The sequence below is a fragment of the Gordonia alkanivorans genome, from assembly GCF_004011905.1.
GTDB classification, from domain to species: Bacteria; Actinomycetota; Actinomycetes; order Mycobacteriales; family Mycobacteriaceae; genus Gordonia; species Gordonia alkanivorans.
In genome coordinates this window covers 3,592,463-3,615,750 of record NZ_CP027114.1, presented here as the reverse complement: position 1 = coordinate 3,615,750, position 23,288 = coordinate 3,592,463, and the positions used below count along the sequence as shown (strand labels likewise).

General features: G+C 65.8%; 26 protein-coding genes. 13 read left to right on the top strand and 13 right to left on the bottom strand.

Annotated elements, in window-relative coordinates; genetic code table 11:
- Nucleotides 1-366: 366 nt before the first annotated feature.
- Nucleotides 367-810: a hypothetical protein gene (locus C5O27_RS16495; RefSeq protein ID WP_230461930.1), complete on the top strand. Its 444-nt coding sequence runs from the start codon at nt 367-369 to the stop codon at nt 808-810.
- A 64-nt stretch (nt 811-874) separates the two neighbouring features.
- Here C5O27_RS16495 and C5O27_RS16490 read toward each other — a convergent pair whose 3' ends face one another.
- On the bottom strand, nt 875-1,876 hold the full coding sequence (locus C5O27_RS16490; protein ID WP_035752334.1) for an alpha/beta hydrolase: 1,002 nt from the start codon (nt 1,874-1,876) through the stop codon (nt 875-877).
- Between the two features lie 297 nt (nt 1,877-2,173).
- Between C5O27_RS16490 and C5O27_RS16485 the strand changes: the two genes are divergently transcribed.
- Nucleotides 2,174-3,550 carry an NAD-dependent succinate-semialdehyde dehydrogenase gene (locus C5O27_RS16485; protein WP_127963166.1) on the top strand — a complete coding sequence of 459 codons (1,377 nt, stop codon included), beginning with the start codon at nt 2,174-2,176 and terminating at the stop codon, nt 3,548-3,550.
- Nucleotides 3,551-3,699: 149 nt separating this feature from the next.
- Here the strand turns inward: C5O27_RS16485 and C5O27_RS16480 are convergent, their stop codons facing one another.
- Nucleotides 3,700-4,173 carry a winged helix-turn-helix transcriptional regulator gene (locus C5O27_RS16480; protein WP_035752544.1) on the bottom strand — a complete coding sequence of 158 codons (474 nt, stop codon included), beginning with the start codon at nt 4,171-4,173 and terminating at the stop codon, nt 3,700-3,702.
- Between the two features lie 121 nt (nt 4,174-4,294).
- Here C5O27_RS16480 and C5O27_RS16475 point away from each other — a divergent pair, with 121 nt between their 5' ends.
- The gene (locus C5O27_RS16475; protein WP_127963165.1) at nt 4,295-5,467 is read left to right on the top strand and encodes an acetyl-CoA C-acyltransferase; all 1,173 of its coding nucleotides are present in this window, start codon (nt 4,295-4,297) and stop codon (nt 5,465-5,467) included.
- A 22-nt stretch (nt 5,468-5,489) separates the two neighbouring features.
- On the opposite strand, the gene C5O27_RS16470 is transcribed toward C5O27_RS16475, so the two are convergent.
- Entirely contained in the window at nt 5,490-6,236 is a 747-nt protein-coding gene (locus C5O27_RS16470; protein ID WP_035752339.1) for an MBL fold metallo-hydrolase, read from the bottom strand.
- Nucleotides 6,237-6,596: 360 nt separating this feature from the next.
- Between C5O27_RS16470 and C5O27_RS16460 the strand changes: the two genes are divergently transcribed.
- Complete coding sequence (locus C5O27_RS16460; protein WP_035752342.1) at nt 6,597-7,088, top strand: GyrI-like domain-containing protein; 492 nt, start codon at nt 6,597-6,599, stop codon at nt 7,086-7,088.
- Nucleotides 7,089-7,245: 157 nt separating this feature from the next.
- Here the strand turns inward: C5O27_RS16460 and C5O27_RS16450 are convergent, their stop codons facing one another.
- The 7 genes from C5O27_RS16450 to C5O27_RS16420 form a co-directional block, all read right to left on the bottom strand.
- Nucleotides 7,246-8,397: an SRPBCC family protein gene (locus C5O27_RS16450; protein WP_127963164.1), complete on the bottom strand. Its 1,152-nt coding sequence runs from the start codon at nt 8,395-8,397 to the stop codon at nt 7,246-7,248.
- The gene (locus C5O27_RS16445; protein WP_127963163.1) at nt 8,394-9,623 is read right to left on the bottom strand and encodes an oxygenase MpaB family protein; all 1,230 of its coding nucleotides are present in this window, start codon (nt 9,621-9,623) and stop codon (nt 8,394-8,396) included. Before C5O27_RS16445 ends, C5O27_RS16450 begins: the two co-directional genes overlap by 4 nt.
- Before the next feature lie 32 nt (nt 9,624-9,655).
- On the bottom strand, nt 9,656-10,285 hold the full coding sequence (locus C5O27_RS16440) for a TetR/AcrR family transcriptional regulator (RefSeq protein WP_035752350.1): 630 nt from the start codon (nt 10,283-10,285) through the stop codon (nt 9,656-9,658).
- 105 nt (nt 10,286-10,390) lie between these two features.
- On the bottom strand, nt 10,391-11,392 hold the full coding sequence (locus tag C5O27_RS16435) for an alpha/beta hydrolase (RefSeq protein ID WP_127963162.1): 1,002 nt from the start codon (nt 11,390-11,392) through the stop codon (nt 10,391-10,393).
- A 58-nt stretch (nt 11,393-11,450) separates the two neighbouring features.
- On the bottom strand, nt 11,451-12,953 hold the full coding sequence (locus C5O27_RS16430; RefSeq protein WP_006357555.1) for an APC family permease: 1,503 nt from the start codon (nt 12,951-12,953) through the stop codon (nt 11,451-11,453).
- 127 nt (nt 12,954-13,080) lie between these two features.
- Nucleotides 13,081-13,743, bottom strand: coding sequence for an enoyl-CoA hydratase-related protein (locus tag C5O27_RS16425; RefSeq protein ID WP_035752356.1), 663 nt, complete (start codon nt 13,741-13,743; stop codon nt 13,081-13,083).
- 43 nt (nt 13,744-13,786) lie between these two features.
- Nucleotides 13,787-14,410, bottom strand: a complete 624-nt coding sequence (locus C5O27_RS16420) for a TetR/AcrR family transcriptional regulator (RefSeq protein WP_127963161.1) — start codon at nt 14,408-14,410, stop codon at nt 13,787-13,789.
- 122 nt (nt 14,411-14,532) lie between these two features.
- Between C5O27_RS16420 and C5O27_RS16415 the strand changes: the two genes are divergently transcribed.
- The 4 genes from C5O27_RS16415 to C5O27_RS16400 all read left to right on the top strand — a co-directional run bounded on the left by C5O27_RS16415 (nt 14,533) and on the right by C5O27_RS16400 (nt 16,650).
- Entirely contained in the window at nt 14,533-15,165 is a 633-nt protein-coding gene (locus C5O27_RS16415; RefSeq protein WP_035752551.1) for an LGFP repeat-containing protein, read from the top strand.
- Nucleotides 15,166-15,187: 22 nt separating this feature from the next.
- Nucleotides 15,188-15,802, top strand: a complete 615-nt coding sequence (locus C5O27_RS16410) for an AMIN-like domain-containing (lipo)protein (RefSeq protein WP_035752361.1) — start codon at nt 15,188-15,190, stop codon at nt 15,800-15,802.
- Nucleotides 15,803-15,868: 66 nt separating this feature from the next.
- Nucleotides 15,869-16,324, top strand: a complete 456-nt coding sequence (locus C5O27_RS16405; RefSeq protein ID WP_035752364.1) for a nitroreductase/quinone reductase family protein — start codon at nt 15,869-15,871, stop codon at nt 16,322-16,324.
- Nucleotides 16,325-16,446: 122 nt separating this feature from the next.
- Nucleotides 16,447-16,650 (top strand): hypothetical protein, encoded by a 204-nt coding sequence (locus tag C5O27_RS16400; RefSeq protein WP_230461933.1) that lies wholly within the window; start codon nt 16,447-16,449, stop codon nt 16,648-16,650.
- Between the two features lie 168 nt (nt 16,651-16,818).
- Here C5O27_RS16400 and C5O27_RS16395 read toward each other — a convergent pair whose 3' ends face one another.
- The gene (locus C5O27_RS16395) at nt 16,819-18,147 is read right to left on the bottom strand and encodes an oxygenase MpaB family protein (protein WP_127963160.1); all 1,329 of its coding nucleotides are present in this window, start codon (nt 18,145-18,147) and stop codon (nt 16,819-16,821) included.
- A 240-nt stretch (nt 18,148-18,387) separates the two neighbouring features.
- Between C5O27_RS16395 and C5O27_RS16390 the strand changes: the two genes are divergently transcribed.
- Entirely contained in the window at nt 18,388-19,035 is a 648-nt protein-coding gene (locus C5O27_RS16390) for an LGFP repeat-containing protein (protein WP_127963159.1), read from the top strand.
- A 33-nt stretch (nt 19,036-19,068) separates the two neighbouring features.
- On the opposite strand, the gene C5O27_RS16385 is transcribed toward C5O27_RS16390, so the two are convergent.
- Nucleotides 19,069-19,458: a DUF1304 domain-containing protein gene (locus C5O27_RS16385; protein ID WP_035752373.1), complete on the bottom strand. Its 390-nt coding sequence runs from the start codon at nt 19,456-19,458 to the stop codon at nt 19,069-19,071.
- A gap of 250 nt (nt 19,459-19,708) precedes the next feature.
- Between C5O27_RS16385 and C5O27_RS16380 the strand changes: the two genes are divergently transcribed.
- Both C5O27_RS16380 and C5O27_RS16375 read left to right on the top strand, forming a co-directional pair.
- On the top strand, nt 19,709-20,542 hold the full coding sequence (locus C5O27_RS16380) for a DUF4436 family protein (RefSeq protein ID WP_127963158.1): 834 nt from the start codon (nt 19,709-19,711) through the stop codon (nt 20,540-20,542).
- 394 nt (nt 20,543-20,936) lie between these two features.
- Nucleotides 20,937-21,314, top strand: coding sequence for an SRPBCC family protein (locus tag C5O27_RS16375; RefSeq protein ID WP_127963157.1), 378 nt, complete (start codon nt 20,937-20,939; stop codon nt 21,312-21,314).
- A 16-nt stretch (nt 21,315-21,330) separates the two neighbouring features.
- On the opposite strand, the gene C5O27_RS16370 is transcribed toward C5O27_RS16375, so the two are convergent.
- On the bottom strand, nt 21,331-22,278 hold the full coding sequence (locus C5O27_RS16370; RefSeq protein WP_127963156.1) for an ABC transporter permease: 948 nt from the start codon (nt 22,276-22,278) through the stop codon (nt 21,331-21,333).
- Between the two features lie 327 nt (nt 22,279-22,605).
- Here C5O27_RS16370 and C5O27_RS16365 point away from each other — a divergent pair, with 327 nt between their 5' ends.
- Together C5O27_RS16365 and C5O27_RS16360 are read left to right on the top strand one after the other, a co-directional pair.
- Entirely contained in the window at nt 22,606-22,881 is a 276-nt protein-coding gene (locus tag C5O27_RS16365; RefSeq protein ID WP_127963155.1) for a type II toxin-antitoxin system Phd/YefM family antitoxin, read from the top strand.
- Nucleotides 22,878-23,168, top strand: coding sequence for a type II toxin-antitoxin system RelE family toxin (locus C5O27_RS16360; protein ID WP_127963154.1), 291 nt, complete (start codon nt 22,878-22,880; stop codon nt 23,166-23,168). Before C5O27_RS16365 ends, C5O27_RS16360 begins: the two co-directional genes overlap by 4 nt.
- The last annotated feature ends 120 nt before the right edge of the window (nt 23,169-23,288 follow it).

The following is a 23,288-nucleotide window of genomic DNA, read 5'->3' as shown; positions in this document are numbered from 1 at the left end:
CGACATTCCATGACAACCGCTTGCACGGCGACTCTCCCTTTCACTGAAAACCGGCCTGTCGGGCCGGTGTCACGGACTCTAGCCGAAAAAAATATAAAAGCCAGTCGGCGCCGACCCCGGGCGACCGGTCTGTGAGATCTGCTGTTCAGCAGCAGATTCGGCGACTGGACTTTTATTTTTTCTGGGCTATGGTCACGGAGGTGAGTGGGTGCCCAACCCCACTTCATCATTCATGTCAGCGAGGAATCATGGCAGAGAAGAATTCCAGTTCGAAAAAACGCCGCCAAGAGTTGAAATTGCGACGCGAGAAGAAGCGTGCGAGTGAAGACAGCTCGATCATCCGAAAACGGAAGAATGTGGGATGACGTGGATCAGAACACGCGCCTCGCAGAGGTTCTCACGTATCTCCACGACCGTTTCTCGACGCTGGCCGCGGTCGAGCGGCCGCAGTCGGAGCTCCTTCGCGGATTCCGGGCGGGCATGACGTTTGCACGTGTCTGCGTCCTCGACGAGATCACGACCGAGTCTCTCCGTCCCGACGCGTTCGTCGGCGCAGCTGTGTACTCAGGGGGTCTGCGCCGGGACTTCGACATCATCCAGGGACTGGCAGACCGGCTCGAGCGAGAGGGTCGGTGGGCCGCCGACCCCGATGACAGTGAGTTCCGGGTCGGCTACCACGCCGCGTTGGGGATCGCCCGCCATCACCTCGACGTGGCTCGCCGGACGCTCGACATCCAGGAAGCGCCGGCGGGAGTGCACCGGCCGGTCCGCAGCCGATCCCGACGAGCCGCGGCCCTCACCGCCGGATAGGCGCACCTGTGCGTGGGACGGGGCGCGAGGAGCACGTCCCACGCACGGCGCTGGTCGGATACGGTCAGCGTCGGACGCCGAGGCCCTTGGCGATGGTCGGCCACGCACGGTGGAGGTCTTGGTTCCAGTAGCCCCAGGAGTGCAGTCCGGACCTGAAGTCGTAGGTGACCTTCACGCCCGCCGCGTCGGCCCGACGCTTGAAACTCTGCGTGCACTGGAGAACGACACCTTCGAGAACACCGCCCACCGGGGAGGCGAGGCCGGCGATGCCAAGCGATGGATCGGGCAATCCGTTGCCGACGGCGACGTACATCGGCTTGCCCTTCAGTACCTCCACATGAGCGGCCGGGTTGTGGTCGTCCCACGTCGAGTGGCCCACCGGTCCCCACATGTTGTCGGGGTTACCGCCGCGGGTCGACACCGACGCGGCCGTGGCCTGACGGTATTCGGGTGAACCCTGGTCGAGGCAACCGCTGAACGCCGCGACACCGCGATAGAGGTCGGGATGGCGGACGGCGATCGACATCGCGCCCAGAGCGCCCATCGACAGTCCGCCGATGACATTGCGACCGTTGCCGTTGAAGCGCTTGTCCATCAGCGGGGGCAGTTCCTCGGTCAGGAACGTCTCCCATTTGTTCCGTCCCAGAACAGGATCGGTCTTCTGCCAGTCGGTGTAGTACGCGGCCATGCCGCCGATGGGCATGACGACGTTGACCGGTTTGTCTTCCATGAACTTCACGATGTCGGTCTGGAACGTCCAGCCGCTCTGCGTGTAGTTGGTGTAGATGCCGCCGTCGATCCCGTCGAGAAGGTACAGAGTCGGGCGGGGCTTCTCACGATCTCGGGGGAGCAGCACGCTCACCCGAACGGGTCGCTCCATGGCGGCCGAGTAGACCGTCACGGTCGAACGCGTGGGCGTCGTCGGCGACACCGACAGCACGCGCGTCACCTCACGACTCGGCGTAGTGCTCGGCGCCGCGGCGACCGATCCTCGGACGGCCAGGCTCGCGGTCATGACGACGACGCCCACGCACGCGAGTACGACGGCTCTCTGCCAGATCGACATTTCTCCCCCTACTGCTTTCCGACGGTGCGCCCCCACGCTCCGCGTCGGCGATATCCGCTCAATCATGTACTAGACGCCGCCGACCCGCCGAGGTATTGGACGAGTGTCCGCGTGTCCGCCACCTGAGCTTCGCCGAATATCGTCCGAACGGACTAGCACGACCGTCTGGAGTGGACCCTGGTGCTCGTGTTTGCGTCGAGATCGCGCGGGTACCCGTTCGTGACCAGGGCCGGCCCCATCGAGTGGGCTCATCAACGCGGCCGATCTGAACCACCGACATCGGAAGGACGGTTCTCAGTGAGCACCTACGTCACCGCGAATCCCACCACTGGCGTCACCGACCGGGAGTTCCCCGGTCTCGCCGACAACGAGATCGACGGGCTCGCGGCACGGTCGCTCGAAGCTTTCGAGAGCTGGCGGCGCACCGAGGTCGCGGAGCGTGCGGCCATCCTGTCCCGGACCGCGGATCTGTACGAGCAGCGTGCGGACGAGCTGGCGTCGACGATCACGACCGAGATGGGCAAACCGGCCAAGGAGGCGGCAGGTGAAGTGCAGCTCGCCGCCGACATCTATCGCTGGTACGCCGACCATGGCCCGGACCTGCTGGTCAGCGAGGAACTCGATCCGCAGGGCGCCGAGTCGTCGATCGTGCAGACGGCGCCGATCGGGCCGCTGCTCGGTGTGATGCCGTGGAACTACCCGTACTACCAGGTGGCCCGGTTCGCAGCTCCGAACCTGCTGGCCGGCAACACGATCGTCCTCAAGCATGCGTCGATCTGCGCGGCGTCGTCGGCGTTGATGGCGGAGATCCTGCACGATGCCGGGGTGCCGCAGGACGTGTATGCGAACGTGTACGCGAGCAGCGACCAGGTCGCGGAGCTCTTGGCGCATCCGGCCATCCGCGGGGTGTCGTTGACCGGCAGTGAGGGTGCCGGCGCCGCGGTGGCCAAGGTCGCCGCCGAGAATCTCAAGAAGTCGGTCCTCGAGCTGGGCGGCTCGGACCCGTTCATCCTGCTCGACTCCGCTGACATGGCCCGGACCACTACGATCGCCGCGCGGGCCCGGCTGTCCAACGCGGGCCAGGCCTGCAACTCGCCGAAGCGATTCATCGTGCTCGACGAGCTCTACGACGACTTCGTGCAAGGGCTGGTCGAGAAGTTCGAGGCGACGACGGTGGGGGACCCGGGCGATTCGTCGACGCGCATGGGACCGCTGTCGTCGATCTCGGCACGCGACACCGTCGCCGACCAGGTCAAGACCGCGGTGGACCAGGGTGCGACGCTGCGGACCGGCGGCGCCGCGCTCGATCGTGACGGTGCCTTTTTCCAGCCGACCGTGCTGACCGATATCACTCCGGACATGGATGCCTACGCCGAGGAGATCTTCGGCCCGGTGGCCATGGTCTACAAGGTGTCCTCGGCCGACGAGGCCGTCGCATTGGCGAATGACGTCGAGTTCGGTCTGAGCGGTTCGGTGTGGAGCACCGACACCGCGAAAGCCGAGGAGGTCGCCGACCGACTCGAAGTGGGTATGGCCTACGTGAACGAGCACGGCACCACGCTGCCGGGTCTGCCGCTCGGCGGCGTCAAGCGGTCGGGCTACGGCCGCGAACTCGGACGTTGGGGCCTGGGCGAATTCGTCAACACCAAGCTGCGGCGCACGGCAGCGAAGTAGTTCGCCGGAACCCGCGGAAGTTTGGACAAGACCGGGGGTTCCTGTAAGCGCCCCGGCCTCTGGTTCGACAAGCGGGTTACAGCACCGCGTGAACGTGAGCCCGAGACTAGCAGGTGGATTCGTCTTCCGACGAATCCGTGATCGGGTACTCATCGCCGCGAGCGGTTGACCCTCACCTCGACATCCTCGGGGTCGAGGGTCTTCTGCTCGCCGGTCACCACCCCGACGCGAACCGGATTCCGGGATGCGTCGGTGATCGTGAGCGGTGCGCCGTCGGGCTGGAGATGCTCGTTTCCCCACTGCATCAGCGACATGACGACCGGGAACAGGTCGCGGCCCATGTCGGTGAGCAGATACTCGTAACGGACCCGCTGGCCAGGCTCCTGATAGGGGACCTTCGAGAAGACGCCCGCCTCGGTCAGCTCTTTCAACCGGGCCGACGCGACCGCATCGGTGATGCCGACCCGGCGGGCGAACTGGTCGAACCGGGTCGCGCCGTAGAACGCCTCGCGCAGGATCAGGATCGCTGATCGGGTACCGACCAGCTCGACCGCCTTGGCGATCGAGCAATGCGTCGCCTCCCACCGATCTCGTTCCGCGAGCGGTCCCACCAGCTTCATCATGTGCTCCATCCTACCCTGACTTGACAAGTCCATAGTCAGGGCGTAGACCTCTGACTATGGCAGACAAAAGTCAGCCACACGGGGATCGTCGTCGACGATCCGACACCGATGGAGGTCAGACATGGCAACTGCAGTCATCGTGGACGCGGTACGCACGCCGATCGGCAAGGGGAAGCCGTCGGGCGGGCTCCACGACGTCCATCCGGTCGACTTACTCGCACACAGCCTCCGGGCGATCGTCGACCGTACTGGCCTCGATCCGGCCGAGATCGACGACGTGATCACCGGAGTCGTCAGTCAGGTGGGTGAGCAGAGTTTCAACATCGCACGGCGCGCCCTGCTGGCAGCAGGTCTTCCGGAGTCGGTGCCCGGTGTGTCGATCGACCGCCAGTGCGGCAGCGGTCAGCAGGCGATCGCATTCGCCGCCCAGGGGATCATCGCGGGCACCTACGACGTGGTCGTGGCCGCAGGGGTCGAATCGATGTCACGGGTGCCGATGGGTTCGGCCGCGGCCGGGACGTCGGACCTGAACGGTGTCGCGTTCGACGAGCGCTATCCCGACGGGCTCGTCGGGCAGGGGATCTCCGCGGAACTCATCGCCGCCCGGTGGGGAATCGCCCGCACCGCGATCGACGAATTCTCCCTTCGGTCACACGAATTGGCGGCGCAGGCGACCAAAAACGGGATGTTCGACGACGAGCTCGCACCGATCTCCGGTCTGACCGCCGACGAGGGGATCCGGTTGGGCGGCACCCTCGAGAGTCTGGCCGCCCTGCGGCCCGCCTATTACGACGAGGCGATCGCGCGGCGATTCCCCGAGATCGACTGGAGGATCACCGCCGCCAGTGCCAGCCAGATCAGCGATGGTTCGGCCGCCGTCCTCGTCATGAGCGAGGAGAAGGCGGCGGAGCTCGGGTTGCGGCCGCGGGCACGGATCCACACCATCGCGGTCGCCGGCGACGATCCGCTCCTCATGCTCACCGCGATCATCCCGGCGACCCGAAAGGTACTCGCGCGCAGCGGACTCGACCTCGCCGACATCGACCTGTTCGAGGTCAACGAGGCCTTCGCTCCGGTTGTCCTGGCCTGGGCACAGGAGCTCGGCGTCGACCTCGACAAGGTGAACGTCAACGGCGGGGCGATCGCACTCGGTCACCCGCTGGGAGCCAGCGGTGCCCGCCTGGCGACCACCGGGCTGAACGCGCTGGAACAGCGGGGCGGACGATTCCTGCTCCAGACGATGTGTGAGGCAGGCGGTCTCGCGAACGCGACGATCTACGAACGCCTCGGCTGAGTCGCGCAGGCGCCGGTCGGTGTCAACTGTCGGTGTGGCGTGCGCGCTCGACGGCCGCCGCCACACCGTGGTGCCACGGGACGCCATGCCCGGGCAGGACGGACTTCGCGCCGGTGGCGGCGAGTGCGTCGAGTGAGTCACGGTTCCGCTCGAAGTCGGCGGTTGCCGACCCGGCGATCAGCCGGGGCCCGTGCGCCCCGGTATACGGATCGAGGGTGACCAATGCGTCGCCGGCGATGACCGCATCGCGGTCGGGAAAGTAGAGGGATACGTGGCCGAAGGTGTGCCCGGGCGTCGGGATCACCTCGGCCCCTCCCGGGAGCTCGCCGTTGTCGGCGAAGGCGGACACATGGGCTTCGTCTATTCCGCGGACCCTGAAGGCTCCGGCAAAGGCCATGCGACTGAGCAATTTCCACGACGGCGGGTTGCGCAGCGGAACTCCGACGCGCGTGGCGTTCTGGTGCGCGTACCGATAGGGATGAGCGGCGAGCCACACATCGTCGCGATGGATGTGGACCGGGATGCGCCACTGTTTGGCCAGGCGTCGTGCGGTGCCCACATGATCGAAATGCCCGTGGGTGACGATCAATGCAGACACCGCATCGACGTCGTGGCCCAGATGGTGGATCGCGTCGACCAGGGGACCGTAGGAGCGGGGCAGTCCGGCGTCGACGATCACGAGTCGGTCGCCGTCCTCGACCAGGTACTGGTTGGTGTACGCGTGTTCGAGGCGATGGATTCCCGGTGCGACGTCGCGTTGGAAGACCATGCCTCAGCGTAACCCCAGGAACCGACGTCGGCGACCCACGGTTCGTCGAGTTGGTGGGCGAATCGTCCCTGGTGAGCCCGTGGTTCCGCGAGCTGTGGGCTCGCACGACGTCTTGCGGAGAAGCTGTCGCTGTTGTCCTCGGCGGCGCTGCCATCGGAGGGTTCTGACGCCGGTCGCAAACGGTCGGAACGGTGACGCGGGGCCGGGCTCGGTCCCACCGAATTTTCAGTTGGTGTACGGGATTTCGAGTGTCCGGGGGATGTCGCTGAGGTCCTCGTTGGCGATCGAAGTCGACAAGACCTCCCGAACAGTTGACCAATGGCCCTGTGACAGGGGGCTCCGCAGAGCGATTCTGTGAGAATGCAGGACTATGAAGTGCATGAGGAGTCCCGGACCGCCCAGGTGACAGCCGTTGCGAGGTCCACGATGGCAGTCGAGGAGATCGGGCCCTGGCTGAACAAGACCTACGGGGACATCGATCGCGTGCTGTCGGAACGTCAGGCGGGTCCCACCGGGCCGCCCTTCGCTCGCTATCGCATGCTCGGTGAAGGCCGATTCGAGATCGAGGCAGGGTTTCCCACGACGTCGCCGATCGACCCGGTCGGCGACGTCGGGCCCTCCGAACTACCGGGCGGGCAGGTCGCCGTCACCACCCACGCCGGACCCTACGACGCGATGGAGCCGGCGTACAAGGCTCTGGAGACGTGGGTGAACGAGCACGGCGGGAAGGCCGGCGATCCCTGGGAGGTCTACTTCAGTGATCCCTCCACCGATCCGGCGGGCTGGCGAACCGAGATCGTCCAGCCCTTTCGACCCACCGAACCGGAGTTGACGGCGGGTACCGGTCGCTGAGGCCCGCAGTTCGGGCGGCGTCGTAGCGGCGACGACCCCGGGAGGGTTCGTGACCTCGAGCGTTCGGCGAATCCGCAGTGGTCCGACCGCCAGGTGACCAGAAGCGCCAGAGCCGGCAGGAGTTCGGCGATGTCGGCCCAGTAGTACGTGAGCGCGACTAGGACGGCCCGGTTTGCGACGACGCTCGTTGCACTGCCGCTTCGAACGCTTGAACCCGGTGGCGGGACACGTCGTATCCCGTCCTGGCCAGGAGTGAGTCGCGCATCCCGGTGTTGACCCGGCCGGCGATACTCGTCCACCACGGCTTGTGACTACGGGGTAGATCCGCGAGCAAACGGTCGGAGGCGACGGTGAACACCGGTGCGAGTCGCAGGTAATCGGGACGGAACTCGCGAAGGTCACGGTCGGGGTATCGGTCCAGGTGAAGCGCGGCCAGCGCACGCGGTAGGTCGGCGTCGATGTGCGCGGCCACTCCCGCGAGGAGTCCTTTCACGACCGGCTCGTGCGGCCGGTCCGGATCGACGATCTCGCACGTCGACCACGCGCCCTGCCATGCGTCCTCGACTACACCCCCGTTGCGGTAGGCGTCGAGGTTGCCGGCGTAGTACCGGTGGAAGACCGGGATCAGGGCGAGGACCCAATCAGGGTGTGTGAGGCCGAGTTCCAGTCTTCCGGTGGCCGCCTCGATCATGGTTTCGGTGACGTACTGATAGACCCTGGCGAACCACTGCTTGGGGTCGTCCGCGCCGGCAAGCTCGTCGGCGATCTCCTGCTGCAACACACGGATCTCGAGGGCTGAGGAGACGAGGTCGTCCAGGTTGTGAGCGGTCCTCCGGGGAAGTTCGTCCGGAGAGGTCAGCGTCGCCGTGTCGAGGTCTCGGGCCAGCGACTCCATCTCCGTCAGCGAGCGCTGCACCTCGCGTCGGATCTGCCAAGCCATCAGATGCGACAACGGACGGGGGAAGAGCGTCATGTCCACCGTCCACTGCACCTCGACACCCTCCGAGGTCTCGACGACGCGCTGCTCGCCCCGATGTTCCACCAGCAGCGGACCCCCGTCGTAGACCCGGTAACGGAAAGTTCGTGGGAACTCTGCGTACTCGACGACTTCGCGGAGCCGGATCCTTCCGCCGGGGAGCGTGACCATCCGCAGCGCACCGGCGGTGTCGGGACGATCCTGCGGGCCGAGTGAGATAGGAGTGATCGGCGCGGTCGACCACCGGCACATCTGGTCAGGGTCGGTGAGTAGATGCCAGGCGGCCTCCGGGGTGCAGTCGAGGTTCTGCCGGAGGGTGAAAGTGGCGGTCATGCAACGGTCTCCAGGTGTCCTTTGTCAGCGGAGTCATAACGGTTCGAGGCGATACGGCGGAGGTCGAGCCCCAATCTCGAGGTGACGAAACGGAGTTCGCGGCGGGCCACCGCGTGCTCAGAGCCGAGCAGACCGAACCAGCGTGCGATCTCCCTGGACCGGATTGCCGGCCGAGCCAGGGTCACGAGGTGGTGCATCGGTGTGGAGCGCAAACCCATTGCGGTGGCGACCTCGTCGTCGACCCATCTCGCGGACACCGATTCGAACAGAGTCCGTAGGAACGGACGCGACAGGACGTGGACGATGTCGTTCAGTGGACCAGGTAGTCCGAGGTTGGTGCGATAGCCGTCGTCGAGAAGCGCTTTGACGAGTTCCCTGGACTCCGGCGGCGGTTCCAGGCGGAAGTCCTGCGCGATCCGATCGGTGCGGCGAGCGTCGCCGAAGTTGCGGGGGAGTCGGTGGTCCTCGATTCCCATCACCCAGCCGACCCACCTCCAGAGGTGGGTCATCGCTTCCATGTCAGCGCGCGTGTAATGGATTCCGAAGTCTTTGGCGACTCGCAGCGGCAAGACGAGGAAACCTGCGGTAATGGTCAATTGGGAGTAGGTCTGATTGATCGGGACGCCCCACTGCTCGTCGTCCCAGTGGCCGTGCATGTGGAGGTGATGCCGAACCATCGCATGCACCAGCCGGATTCGTAGCGTCTCCGACCATCCGGGTTCGCCGGGATCCATCATCCCCGGGGCGGTGGCCAGGGTGACCCATCGGCCGGTGGCGACGACGCGATCCCAGGTGCCCTCGGTCAAGCGGCCCGTGGCGACCAGCGGCCGGGTGAATCCGCGTGCCCGGTATCCGTAGATCAGTGACTGGTACAACGTGCTCGACTGGAGTGACCCGAAGCGCCACCAGGCCTCGGCACCCGCACGCGCGAGGGCGGGATCGAACCAGGAGGGAAGGTCCGTCGCCACCTCGAGGAAATGACGCAGTGCGGGTGGCGCATCGGAGATCTCGGTGGGGCTGTCGAGGGCCGCGGTGATGTCCGACCATGCCCAACCCCGGCCGGAATACATCTCCGCGATCACCGCATCGGCTGCGGCGTCGCCGAGCATCAGGCCGTCGGCCATCGCGTCGACCGCCTCGGGATGCTCGGCTCTCACGTCCGTCCAGTTGCGCGCACCGGTGATGGCGGCTGCGCGTTCGGGACTGACTGTCCACACCGAGGTCATAAAATACAGTGTGTCTTTTAGGTGCGCGTCGGTCAAGGTCTGCTGCTCGGTGCTGCGCCTCCCGCGCCTTCGAAGCCTGACCAGATGAGTCGATGCAAGTGGTCGACGAGGTCGGCACGAGGGATGCTTCGCGTTCGTGACCACCATCCGACGGCCGAGGAAACCGCTCCGACGAGGGCGTATGCCCAAGGTTCGGCGGGGGAGTCGTCTGCGCCGCGCGCCCGGAAACCGGCTCGCAGGATGTCTGCGACGGTTTCGACGATGGCACCGGGAGTGTTCTCGGCCGTCTGATCGAGTCGTCCGGTCAGTAGGTGGGCCAGCTGGGGTTCGTCGTCGAACCAGGCGGCCAGGATGTCGATGGCGGCGCGCGTCTGTTCGGCGGGATCGGCGGTTCCGCCGACGACCGAGGTGAGTCGCTCGACGATCCGTCGTGCATGTCTGGTTGCGAGCGCGTCGACCACCCCATCGCGGTCGTTGAACGCCGCGTACACCGCGGAGCGGGTGAGGCCGGCAGCTTTGGCGACTTCCGCGAGCCCGACCGCGGCGCCGGACTGGCGGATGGTCGCCTCTGCGGCGTCGAGCAACATCTCCCGTCGCGCGTCGAGGTCGACCGGGGGTCCCGGTGGCCTACCTCGACCGCGCCGGGTCGATTCTGCGGCCATCTGCACCTCCCGGTCATATCTGCGGTCCTCGTGACCTCAGGACTGCCCGGGGGACAACCCTACTCGCGCACCCGGGGGCGAAGGGTCGGCCAGATCGGTCGAGCCCTACTCGCTGCGAAGCCTGTCGAGGTCGGTCGTGGCCACGACGGAGAGGCGGTCCAGGATCTGCTCGTACGCAGGAGATCGTCGATGCACCAGCGAGGTGTGGGTTTCGCCGGCCACCAGGTGCAACTCGGCGCTGCCGCCCGCCGCCCGGACTGCGGCGGTGTAGTGCCGCGAGTTGTCCGGGTCGACGTCGTCGTCGGCGAGACCGTGGAAGAGGATCACCGGCATTGCGGGATCCAGGTTCTGGATCGGGTCCACCGATGCGTACCGATCGGGCACCTGTTCCGGTGTGCCGCCGAGGATCTGCTTGATGACCCGTCCGTTGCCGTGGTTCACGGCGTAGCGCATGTCCAAGGGGCCGGAGATGGAAACCACTCGGGATGGGCCGAATGCCGGACGTGAGCCCACTTCATCGTCGTCGAGGCGGTGTCGCGTGCCTGCCCAGACGGCCAATTGCGCACCGGCACTGTGGCCGATCACCAGCTCGTCGTCGATGCTGAGTTGAGGATGTGCCTCGGCAATCGCGGGTACGTGGTCCAGTGCGCGGGCCACGTCGTGGAAGGTCGTCGGCCAGCCGCCGCCCGTGCCTACGCGGCGATACTCGACGTTGTAGACGGCGAGTCCGCGGGCGGCGAGATCACGGGCCATGTCGTCGAACTGCTCTGCGCCGGCGCGACTCTCCCAGCCGCCGCCGTGAATGATGGTGACGAGAGGAACGGTTCCGTCCTCGTGGTCGCCCGTGGGTAGGTACAGGTTGGCCCAGTTCTCGGCCGGGTCGGCGTCGGCGGGATCGAGATACTCGATGCGTTCGATGTCGATTCCGTCGGAACCCTGTGGGACCGGCGGAGCTGCGGTGGGCGCGTGGGTGGTCTCGGGTGCCGCCGTGGACGGGGGCTGCGGGGATTCGCCGGAATCGGTGGAACATCCGGCGGATCCGGCGACGAACACAGCCGCTGCGGCTGTTGCGATCAAATGATGTACGCGCACGCCGAATTCAATCATGCCGGCGGCGGTTTCGGGGTGGGGAAATCGTGACCGAAACCGCGGGCGCCCGGTCGGATCAGACCTCGGCGTCCTGAGGGTCGGGGTCGGTACGACGGTCGGTGTCGGAGAACACGTCCTGTCCGGGTTCGCTGTCGAGGACTTCCCGCCGGAACATCAGCATAAAGCCGAAATACAGACAGCCGACCAGGATCAGCCCGCCCACGATGATCATGGGGACGGTCGCGTCGATGGGGGAGAGCAGGATGACGACAGCACACACCGACCACACCAGGGCGGCCACGGCCACCGGCAACTCGAACCGACCGAGGTCGAAGGCACCGCGCTTGCGGTCCAGGCGTTTGCGGACGGCCAGATAGAGAATGACGACGAGTCCGTAGGTGATCGCGGGGAAAAGAGTGCCCGCGGTGATGAGTTCGATCAGCGCGTCGCCCGGCAGCACGATCATCACGACGATCCCGATGACCAACGGGAGCACGGTGGCCGGGATCGGGGTCTGGGACCGCTTGTTGACCCGTCGCATCACCTGATGCGCCGGGAACCGCCCGTCACGCGACATCGCGAACACCATGCGTGCACACGACGTCAGCGACACCAGTCCGCCGCCGAAGAATGCGATCGCGATCACCACCAACAGGATTCGCTCCATCGGAGCTCCGAACTGATCCCGCATGATGGTCGCCACCGGCGATTCCGACGCGGTCACCTTGGTGATGTCGTCGATCGCCACGGTCAGTCCGATGAGGAACAGCATTCCCAGGATTCCGGCCGCTGCGACCGAGCCGACGATGGCCCGCGGCACCGTGCGGTGCGGATCCTTGGCCTCCTCAGCCATGTTCGCCGCGGAGTCGAAGCCCACCAGTGTTGCCAGGCCGACGATCATCACGGCCATCAAGCCGCCGCCGAAGGCGAAGTATTCTGTTGAATCCGCTGCGACGCCACGTGATCCGAGGTTGGCGGCCGAACCGTCGCCGGTCACGGCGACCGCCACCAGCAGCGCGACCACCAGCACCACCACGATCGTCACCTCGACGCCCACTGCCAGCGAGTTGATCAGCCCGACGAGTCGGGTCGATGCGATCGCGAGCGCCGCCTGCACCAGCAGAATCACGACGGTGAGGATGCGGGCGGTCTGCTCGTCGGGGGTCATGTTGAACAATGGCATCAGGCACTGGCTGGCCATCGCGAAGTCGATTGCCATGAGTCCCACAACGAGGTAGCAGAAGGTCAGCCAGCCGAAAATCCAACCCACGCGCGGGTTGGCGAGCCGAGACGCCCACTGGTACGACGATCCACTGAGCGGGATGCGGGCGGCGAACTGGGCGATGACCAACGCCACCAGCATCTGACCGGCCAGCGCGATCAGCCAGGTCCAGATGCCCACCGGGCCCGCGTTGTTCAGCAACATGCCGTAGGTGCCGAAGATCCCGACGGCGACGGAGATGAACGCGAACGATACGGCGAACACCTGGAACGAGCCGAGCGTGCGTTTGAGCTCTGGGGTGTAACCGAACTCGGCGGACACCTCGTTCGCATCACTGTGGGATGACTGATTGCTCATCTGGCCTCCGCCGCTCAGGTCAGTCAAACCTAGACAGCGACGGTCACGAACGACGCAAAACGCAGAAACGTCCTCCGGTCGGCCTACGCGGTGAACGGGTGCGCGAACAGCGAGGGCCTCGGACAGGTCAGTGTGTGTGGCCCTCACGCAACACTTCGGTGACCGAGCGGAACATCGTGGACTTGATGGCGCCGAGGGTGTTCGAGTCCTTGCCGACGAGCGGCTTGAGCCGATCGAGCGCGCTGGAGACGATGGCGTGCTCGTCGGCCACCGAGTCGGCCAGTCCGACTGCGACCGCTTCCGGTCCGGCGTAACGGTGTCCGGTGGTCATGGCGGTCAGTGCGGCCTGGGGTGTCAGCTTGGCCTGGATGAGCGCAGCCATGCCGGGGGTGAACGGGATTCGGATGTCGACCTCGGGGAAGCAGTAGTAGCCACGATCTTCACGCATCACGCGATAGTCGTGAGCGAGGGCGAACATGGCGCCGGCGCCGAACGCATGACCGTTGACCCCGGCCACTGTCGGCAGCGGGAAGTTCAACAGCCGGGCGAAGAGTTCCTGCACCTGTCCGACGTAGGAGTCGGCCTTGTCGCCGTTGGCGAGGAGCCAGTCGAGGTCGAGTCCGTTGGAGTAGAACTTGCCCGAGCCCACGGTCACCAGACCGCGGGCGTCGGATTCGACCTTGTCGAGATGGGTGCTGACTGACTCGAGAAAGCGGGGGGAGAAACGGTTTTCGTCCTCGCCGAGGATCAGGACTGCGATGTCGTCGTGGAATTCCAGTGTTGCGGTCATGTTCGGTTCCTTGTCCGTGGAGAGTTGTTGTCGCAGCGGCTGATCAGTTGGTTCCAGGAGGGGCGAGTGACAGCACGGCGCGGACGGCCGCGGCGAGGCGTTCGCGGACCGCGGCGTCGGCGGTACGTCGGCCGCGGAGAAGGAGGGCGGTCGGGAGCTCGACGACGCAATCTCTGATGACCTCCACCGTCTGGCGGTCGGTGCGTCCCCAGACCGCGTGCGCCAGCGTCCGGAACAGGTCGACGAGAGCTTGATCGAGGTCCCGGAGTTCATCGGCCAGATCGTCGGGTAGATCGGCGTCCCCGAGTAGTTCGCTTCGGTCCACGGTGAGCAGGAATCGCCCGGACAGGGGCTGATCGAGAGCGAAGCGCGCCGGGGCGTCGGCGGCAACGACGACCGCCTCGACGGCGATGTCCCGGCCCCGCCCGGAGTCGAGGGTCGCCTCCACTGCCTCGCGTTGCGCGGTCAGGAAACGCTGTGCGGCGCGCAGCCATACCCGCCCGACGAGACCCGCTCGCGAGCCGAAGGCGTGATAGATCGCACCGTTGGACACTGCCGTCGACTCTGAGAGGGCTCGCACCGTGACTGCAGCAGCGCCCGATTGGACCGCCAGCGCCTCGGCGGCATCGAGCAACTGCTCGAGGTCATGAGTTCTGGGCCGGGGCACGAGAAAACGGTAACAGAGCAGTTGCTCTGTTACCCGCTGTGATCCCCGCCATGCGACTGATTCGTGACGACGCTCGTGAGCTGCCCTAACGATGTACCCGTTGCATCCGTATGATCACGCCCATGTCTGGTCTCTCGTCCCTGATTCGACGCGCCTCACGTGACACCCGCCCCGCCGCCGGCCGTAACCGGTCGCGGTTTGCCTCGGTGGGACTGGCGATCCTGGCCACCGCGATGTCTCTCGTCGTTCTCGCTCCGAACGCCCAGGCCGATCGGGTGATCAACGGGATCGTCGTCGGCGGGAAGATCGAGGAGGCCTACTCCAAGACCGGCGGTTTCTGGAAGTGGGGCGCACCGACCGGTCCCGAACGGGCGTCCGCCAAGCGTGGCCGGTACCAGACCTTTTCCCGCGACGTGTCGTTCTACTGGCACCCGACGGTCGACGCCGGAACGGCTCATCAGGTCGGCGGCGCGATCCGGACTCGCTGGCAGAAGATCGGCGCCGAGCGCGGCGCGCTGGGCTTCCCCACGACCAACGAGTACAAGTCGGGCAAGGGGCGGACCAGCGACTTCCAGGGCGGCACGATCACCTGGTCCAAGAACGGCGGCGCCCAGATCGTCTGGGGCGGGATCTTGCAGAAGTGGCGCGCGCAGGGGGCCGCGAAGGGGTACTACGGCGTTCCGCTCGGCGGCGAGTACCGCATCGGCAGCCGCTTTGCCCAGGACTTCCAGAACGGCACCATCTTCTGGCCCTGATCCCCGGGTAGCGTGGGCGCTCATGATGCGTGTGCGCGCCGCGGTGGTCCTGGTCGCCGCTGCTCTCGTCGTTGCGGGCTGTTCGGCTGCCGACGGTGAGCGTGACAGTGACGTCGGTGTCGCCCCGACGGTGACCGAGACGGTGACGTCGACGCCGCCGTCCGAGACCGGTTCGACGGCGTCCGATGTGCCGACCGATGGCGAGAGCGCCGGTCCGAAGACCGCGCCCGCAGGTGAGGGCGCTCGACTAACCGTCACCGACATCCGTACCGGCTCGCACGACGGATTCGATCGGGTCGTCTACGAGCTCGGGGGCAGCGGCCGGCCCGGTTGGCGCGTCGCCTATGTCGACGAGGCGCTCCAGGACGGAAGCGGCTTCCCGGTCGATGTCGCGGGTGGAGCGATCCTGGAAGTCCAGATCACCGGGTCGGCGTACCCCTTCGACAGCGGGGTCGAGCCGTATGCCGGTCCCGATCCGATTCGTGCACAGCCAGGCGGGTCGGTGGTGGAGGTGCGGGGCGCGCTCGTATTCGAAGGTGTCACACAGTCTTTCATCGGGGTGTCGGAACGCGGAGCTCCTTTCACCGTCGACGTGCTGACCAACCCGACGCGACTCGTCATCGACGTGCAGCGCTGACCGCCGGTGTACCCGCCGCCGTAAACCTAGTACGGTGTACGGAGTAAGGCGCCGGAAGGAGCGAGCATGCCCACGTCACCGCGAACTGTCACGCCGCCGCGCTGGCTCAAGCCGATGAACAAGGTGTTCCTGTTCCTGCAACGCTTCGGTGGGATGAAGGAGTTGCCGGTCCTGATCGTGCCCGGCAGAAAGAGCGGGAAGCCTCGGCGGACGCCGCTGACCGTCGTCGCCGTGGACGGGGGCCGATACCTCCTCGAAGGATTCCCCGGGGCCGACTGGGCTCGCAACGTCCGCGCCGCCGACGGGCTGGCGCAGCTGTCGATTCGCGGGGACGTGACCGATGTCCGTCTTGTCGAACTGCCCGCCGACCAGGCGGTGCCGGTGCTCCGCGCCTGGCCTGAACTGTCGGGCAGTGACGGACCGAAGATGATGAAGGATGCCGGCGTGGTCACCGACGTCACCCCGGACGCTTTCGCCGCCGTTGCGGGACGCTGTGGGGTGTTCCGAATCGACCCCCGCTGACCCGCGCCGCCGGGCTGTGGTGACCTTCGGTCGCCGACGACGGCGATGCGATGTTTACCGATACGAACGAATGGCTATATTCCCTCCCGGTCAACGTATCGGAACACCAGGAGGAACGACGCATGGTCGCACTCATCGTGGGACTGTTCGCCCCAGTGGGGCTCACGGTGTTCACTGTCGGCATGGATCGTTTCCAGCGCCGCATGGAGTATCCCGGCGGCAATCGGCGACGCGACTCGCTCGACACGGCGTCGGAGGCCGGCGCCACGACGCCATGTCCCGACCAACTCCCGCGTGCGGAACCGGCAGTCCTGAAGCTCGCCTGACTTCGGTTTTGTTGGTACCGGTTCTCGAGATGGCCGACTGTGGCGCGCCGGCGGCGGAAGTCTGACGGCCGAAGGGGTGCCCCCGGTGCTCTGGCGATGAAGCCTCTGCAAGTCGTCCGGTATCGGTCGCCCCGGCACCGCTGACCGGCCGCCCTGTGCACGGGTCCGTCAGTGTGCGTATTCACGGGAATCGGTTGTGTACTCAGGGATTCCGTAGTCGTCGAGGCGCCTCCTGACGAGTTCGGTGAGGTATTGATCGGCGAGATTCTGCAGAACCGGGAGTTTGCCGGCGATGCGGACCGCGGCGAACCGGCCGGTCAACCACGGCGCGGTCGCGGCTGCACGCGCGAGGTCGGCGATCGAGAGGTCGACACCCATGTCGGCAGCCTTCCTGAGGTTTCCCTCGCAGAAGGCGGCCGCGAAAGCGAGCTTGCTGTAGCTCTTTTCGACGGCGTCGGCTACACGGTCGAAGGGGCTCTCCGACGGGCGCAGGTAGGCGTCCATCGTGGAGCTGACGAGTTTGCGGCAGTCGTCGTCGTAGCCGTGGCGCAGGGTTGCGGCCCGCGCGTTGAACAGGTCGACGATCTCCTGCGCGGAACCGGGCAGCAGTTCCTCGGGGAGTCCGAGCAGGAACCCGCGGTAGCGATGGAACTCGACCATCGCCCGCTCGTCGTAGGGGAGTTCACGGTTGGCCCTGACTGCCTTGTCTGCCTTCTGATAAGGGCCGATCATGCCTGCGGGGAACTGGTCGATCTGGGGGACCGGCAGGCCGTAGATCCTGGTGTCCCAAGTTCGTTTCCTGCTGTTGCCGTGGCCGGTACGCTGCAATGCGTTGAACCGGACCATCGAATGCATCAGGCGCACCATCACGGTCGCCTCGAAGCCCGGACCGAAACGCCTGAGACCGCCCGGTAGCGCCGTGACCGCGAAGTAGGCGGTGGTCTCGTTGACACGGTGTGCGGCTCGGGTGCCCGACAGCGCGCCGGTGATCGTCATCGGCAGCGCCGCATAGCTGTTGGTGAAGGTCGCGAGGAATGCGCCCCGGGTCATGAAGGGTGACACGAGCGCGGCATACAGACGGGAGTATGCGGCGCCGTCGTCGATGAGATCGAAGTCGATCCAGTCGGGCTTCTCCTGCATCACGGCGATGAGTTCGCCGATCTCCGGGGGAGCGTCCGGAACATTCTCCGCGCCCGAGCGGCATACGCGTCGAACGAGACTCACGAGTTCGGAGACCGGATACTGCGCAGACAGTGCAGCCACCCGATCGGCGGGCACGTCGGCCAGAAATGTCGATGTGTGGACCAGTTCCATCAGACGCGGGTCGTTCAAATACTTGCTGCGATCGCCCAATCGACGCGGCAGCGCAGACTCGACATCGGGGTCGGTGGTGAAACGTTCCGGGGTCGTGTCGAAGTCGAAGTCGCCATACAGCTCGGGCAACTCGTCGGCCTGCCGTGCGACCCGCTCCGCCAGTTCTGGGTAGTAGTGCGCCATCCCGACCTCTCAGTCACCGTCGACGAGTCATTGCTCTCATCGCCATTGGAGCAGGTCTGGCGACCTGTCATGACCGATTTGGGACATTGCATCGAAAACGTCTCACCTGGTGACATGGCATCGAATCGTGTCCGCCTACGATGAGGACCTGCCGACGTGGGGCGTCGAGCCGCTAGACTCCGACACGACACTGGTTCGCGCGTACCGGATTCGCTACGTGTCGATGTCCGAGAGGAAAACATGACGCGTGTGGCTCTCCGTCTTGCCAACCTTGCTGCTGGAATGTTCGTCGTCGCGCTGATCGCTGCCGGCTGCGGTGGTGCCGACGCGAACGACACGTCATCGAAGGCATCATCGGCCGAGGCTTCCGTCTCCCCGTCAGACGCCGACGATCGGACGGTTGCGGAGACCAGCACCCCGGGGACGCCCGCTACGGTGACGATCACGGGGGTGGACGACGTCGCGGTGACTCTGGTCGGCCCGCTCGCAGTCAAATACGCGGCGGCGACCGACGCCCAGAAGCGGGCCATCGGCATACCGCTGACCGGGGATCACAATGCCGGAACCCGAGACAGCGGCGTCGTGTACCAGCAATTCCAACGCGGCGTGATCATCGCGAAGAACGCCAACCCCGGGACACCCGCGTATATCGTCACCTCGGGAAAGATCCGGGATGCATGGAATACCGAACGTGCCCCGGACGGCGTGCCGTTACTCACCGGCAAGAACGGCTCGGCCGGGCCGCTCGGTGTGCCCACGAGCGACGTGACCACCGACGGTGACCTCGAAGTGGCGACTTTCGAGTACGGCACCATCTCGGAGAACACAGCAGCCGGCGACGTCATCGTGACGGTCAACGGCAAGGTCGTTCCGTCGGGCCTGAAGTGAGCGGCGGCTGCGTAGGCGAGGAGTTCGCCGGGTTCAGACGATCAGGCCGACGGCGAGCGCGATCACTGCGAGCGAGGGAACCACGCCCTGCTTGAGTGCGGCCGCGATCTTGTCGGGGCTCGACAGCGCCAGAACCAATGCCGCAGCGACCATCGACGCGGTGCCCGTGAAGACCAGCGTCGCCCCGACGGCGTCAGATCCAATGGCGTACAACACGATTCCGACGAACACCGCGATCGCGAGGAACAGGTTGTAGAACCCCTGGTTGAAAGCGAGTTCCTTCTGAACTGTCGCTTCCTCCACCGTCCCGGTGCCGAACGTCGCGCGGGCGCGCTCGCTCGTCCAGGCGATGGATTCCAGATAGAAGATGAGGACGTGGAGGAGCCCCGCGACCGCGGCGAGTACCAAACCTGCGATGACCATTGTGAACTCCTCACGCGTGCTCGCTTCGTCGGAAGTAGTGCGTTCCGACCAGTGTGCCACTGGGACGCCTCCTCGGAACCGCTGCGCCCGCCGCGGGATCTTGCCCGGAATAGTCGGTTGCTGCTGCTGACGTGCTCTGCATTCCGAATTCCACCCGGCCCGGAACGGTATTGGCGTGCACCCATAGACTTTCCGGCAGCCGGCGCCTGCTTACGGCCGCCGAACGGGTGATGAGCGTGGAGGCTGGAGTATGGCGGAGACCGGTAAAAGATTCTCGTGGGTTGTGGCGCTGGCGATCGTGGTCGGCCTGATGATCGCCTATGTCTCCGTCCTGGTGGTCTACGCCAAAGGTGGAACCGATGACGGTGCGGAAGCAAGTAGACCAGTGGCGAACGGCGTCGTGGTGTACCTCGATATCAACACGGTCAACGGCGCCGACTTCGAGGTGGCCGGCACCGTCTCGATCGATGCCGGTGGTGATCTGCTCGATGGTCGAGGCGACCTCAAACAGGATCTGACCGTAGACGTTTCGCCGACGGTCTCCGACACCGAGCTGACGTTCCCCGCCGGTACACGCCCCGGGGTTCTGCCGGTGTCGTTGTACAGCGACGGCGACATCCGGCTCTGGCCGTTCGACAGATACGTCGCGGAGTCGGTGACGGTACAGGCGTTCGGTCCGAACGATGCCGCGTTGCCGACAGAGGTCGTGCTGGTCGACTCGCTGATCGGCTGGGACATCAAAGCCGGGGACACCGTCGCCGGCGGAAAGGCGTTCCCGGTCACCTCGTCCAGGGCGGCCGCCTCGCTGGCCTTTGATCTCGCGTTGTGCGCGATGCTGGTCGTTCTGCCGATCTGCACCCTGTTCGTCTCGATCCAGACGGTCCGCCACCGCAAGGCGTTTCAGCCTCCGATGGTGACCTGGTTCGCGGTGATGCTGTTTGCCGTGCTACCCCTGCGCAACATCTTCCCCGGTTCGCCCCCGTTCGGATCATGGGTCGACTACTCGGTGGTTCTCTGGGTCCTCGGTGGTCTCGTCGCGTCGCTCGCGCTGTATGTCGTCGCCTGGTGGAAACAGGCTCCCTGATCCGGGACACGTTGAATCGCGCGTAGTCTGTGCGGGTCCTCCCGGGATCGCGGTGACGACGCCTGGGCGCGATCGGTTCGTCGTCAGGTTTGGCCGGCACTCACGTAGACAACCCGGGGCGCTCGTTCACAGGCGCACCCTACTCGCGCAACCCAGATGGACGGCCACGTCCGGGAGTGGCGACGAGTGCCGTCCCGACCACGTTCTGCGACGATGGTTCGATGTTGCGTAACACCTTCGACCACGGCAGTCCTGCACCGCGGGGGTGGAAACGGCTGCTGCAAGACGTCGACTGGGCGCGGGAGCTGTTCGGTCGGGCCGAACGATGAGTTGTCCGGCGACTCCAGCGTCGCTGATGTCGGCTCTGCGGGTCCGCACTTCGTTCCGCCACGGCATGCCGACGACCGAATTGCGGATGAACCTGCCCCCCGAAGCGGTGTGGGCAGCGATCACCGATGTGAACGCCTGGCCGAGATGGGGGCCCACTGTCACAGGGGCACGCGTGAACGGAGACGTCGAGTTGGCGTCCGGGGCACGCGGGACGATCACGACTATCGCTGGGGTGCCGCTGCCTTTCGAGGTCACCGAGTTCGTGGATGGACGGTTGTGGGCCTGGAGGGTGGCAGGTGTGAACGCGACGCGGCACGAGGTGATTCCGATGGCGGGCGGCTGCGTTCTCAGCTTCGGCGCGCCGGTCTGGGCAGCGGCGTATCTGCCGGTAATGGCCTTTGCGTTGCCGCGCATCGAACGGATCGCGGCGCGTCTGGAATAGGGGACGGGCCGTGGTGTCAGGGTCGCGTGCGCTGGGCCTGGTATTCGACCATTTCTTGGGAGAGGAGTTGGCGTATTCGTGGATTGTGACTGCAGGCGACCGCGAGGAGTGTCAGTAGTATCCAGCTGCTCAGTGCGCTGGCGACGACCACGACGAAGGCTGTGGTGTTGCCGCCGGTGATGTGGTCGCCGGCGCTGTGGCGGGCCCAGAGCCGCCAGTAGATCATGAGGTTGACCGTGAGCCCGATCCCGTAGGGCAGTGCGAAGGACAGCAGATACGGGACCCAGGTGCCGTCTCGCAGACGAGCCGAGAAGGGCTCTTGGCGTAGGGGGAAGACCACCGAGAGTACGTTGCCCACTCCCAGCCAGATGAAGACCATCGTGATGAACTGGTCGACCATCGCGATGGGGTTGGTGCCGGCGGTGAGGGAGAGCACGGCCATCACCGGCGTGCCGGCCGCCGTCACCAGGACCGCCATTGCGAGATTCTTGACGATCAGCAATTGCCAAAGGCGTTGACCACCTGCCAGGCGGCGGCGTACTCGGCTGGCTTCGAAGCACAGAGCGTTGGTGCACACCACGCTTCCGACGATCACCGAGAACACATACAGGGTCAGTGATGCGGCGTCGTCGTCCCGTCTCCATCCCAGAGTGTGGTAACTCACCAACAGCGCCGCGCTCAGAGCCAGGGTGATGGTGATACGCAGCAGTATCGAACGCGGTTGCCCGGCGACTATGTGACGTATTTCGGCAATGACGTCGCGGCCCAGCCCTGGGAGGGAGTCGGTGAACCTGAGTGCGGCGATTCGGCTCATGGCTCGTCGGTTGGGCGTGGGCGTCGGTATCCCGGCTGCCCGCGCCGCCGCCAGAGTCGCTTGAGCGACAGCAATGTTGGCCAGAGACGCTGCGATCACGGCGTCGGCCGTCGCTTGATGTGCCGTGGGTGCTGTGCCGGAGTCGGCCACGACTGCGAGCACAGTGTTTTCGGCGCGTTGGGTCCAGAGAGGTGAAGCCCCCTCTGCGGGAATGTCTTTGATCGGGCCATCGGCGAGCCGACTAGGACGTCGGGATCTTCGCCTCAATGGCCGTTCCAACCCAACGATGCAGGAATGCGCGTAGTTCCTCTGGCGAACGAGGAGGGTCGCCGGGGTCGACGAGGAGTGACTGGACGAATCGGAGCATGACCTCGAGTTCGCGGATGATGCAACTCGCTACCGACTACTTGACATAATAACTATTATCGGCTAAAAGTCTGGCTAGTGACGGGCCAGTGTATCGGCTACACTGGACGCATGACGACAGTGCCACTCGGCGAAGCCAAAGACAAGCTCTCAGCGCTCATCGACAGCGCCGAAACCACGCACGACATCATCACGATCACCAAGCACGGCAAACCCGCCGCGGTGCTGATGTCGGCCGACGACCTCGAATCGCTCCACGAGACGATCTACTGGCTCTCACGTGCCGGTGTCCGCGACGACGTCGCTACCGCCGACACCGAATACGCCGCCGGCCACACCGTCTCCATCGACGACCTGCGCGCCGAACACGGCATGCCGCCGAAATGAGCGACGCTCCGCCAGACTCGTCCGGCCCGTACCGGGTCGAGGTCGCCTCCCCAGCCCGCCGCGACCTCGGGCGACTCCCATCCCGGATCGTTCACGCCGTCATCGAATTCATCTCCGGGCCCCTCGCCGAGAACCCTCACCGACTTAGCAAGCCGCTACGCGACGACCTCACCGACCTTCACAGCGCCCGCCGAGGTGACTATCGGATCCTGCTCCGCATCGACGACCCCAACCACACCATCGTCGTTGTCAGAATCGACCACCGCGCCCACGCCTATCGCACCTAACTGACTGTGGCACTGCATAGCTGAACGAAGGAGAGGATGCCGTGAACGACCCCGGGAACACACTCGATCAGGCTATCGACCAGCTCTACGACCCCATCCATCCCATCCTGATCGCTGTCA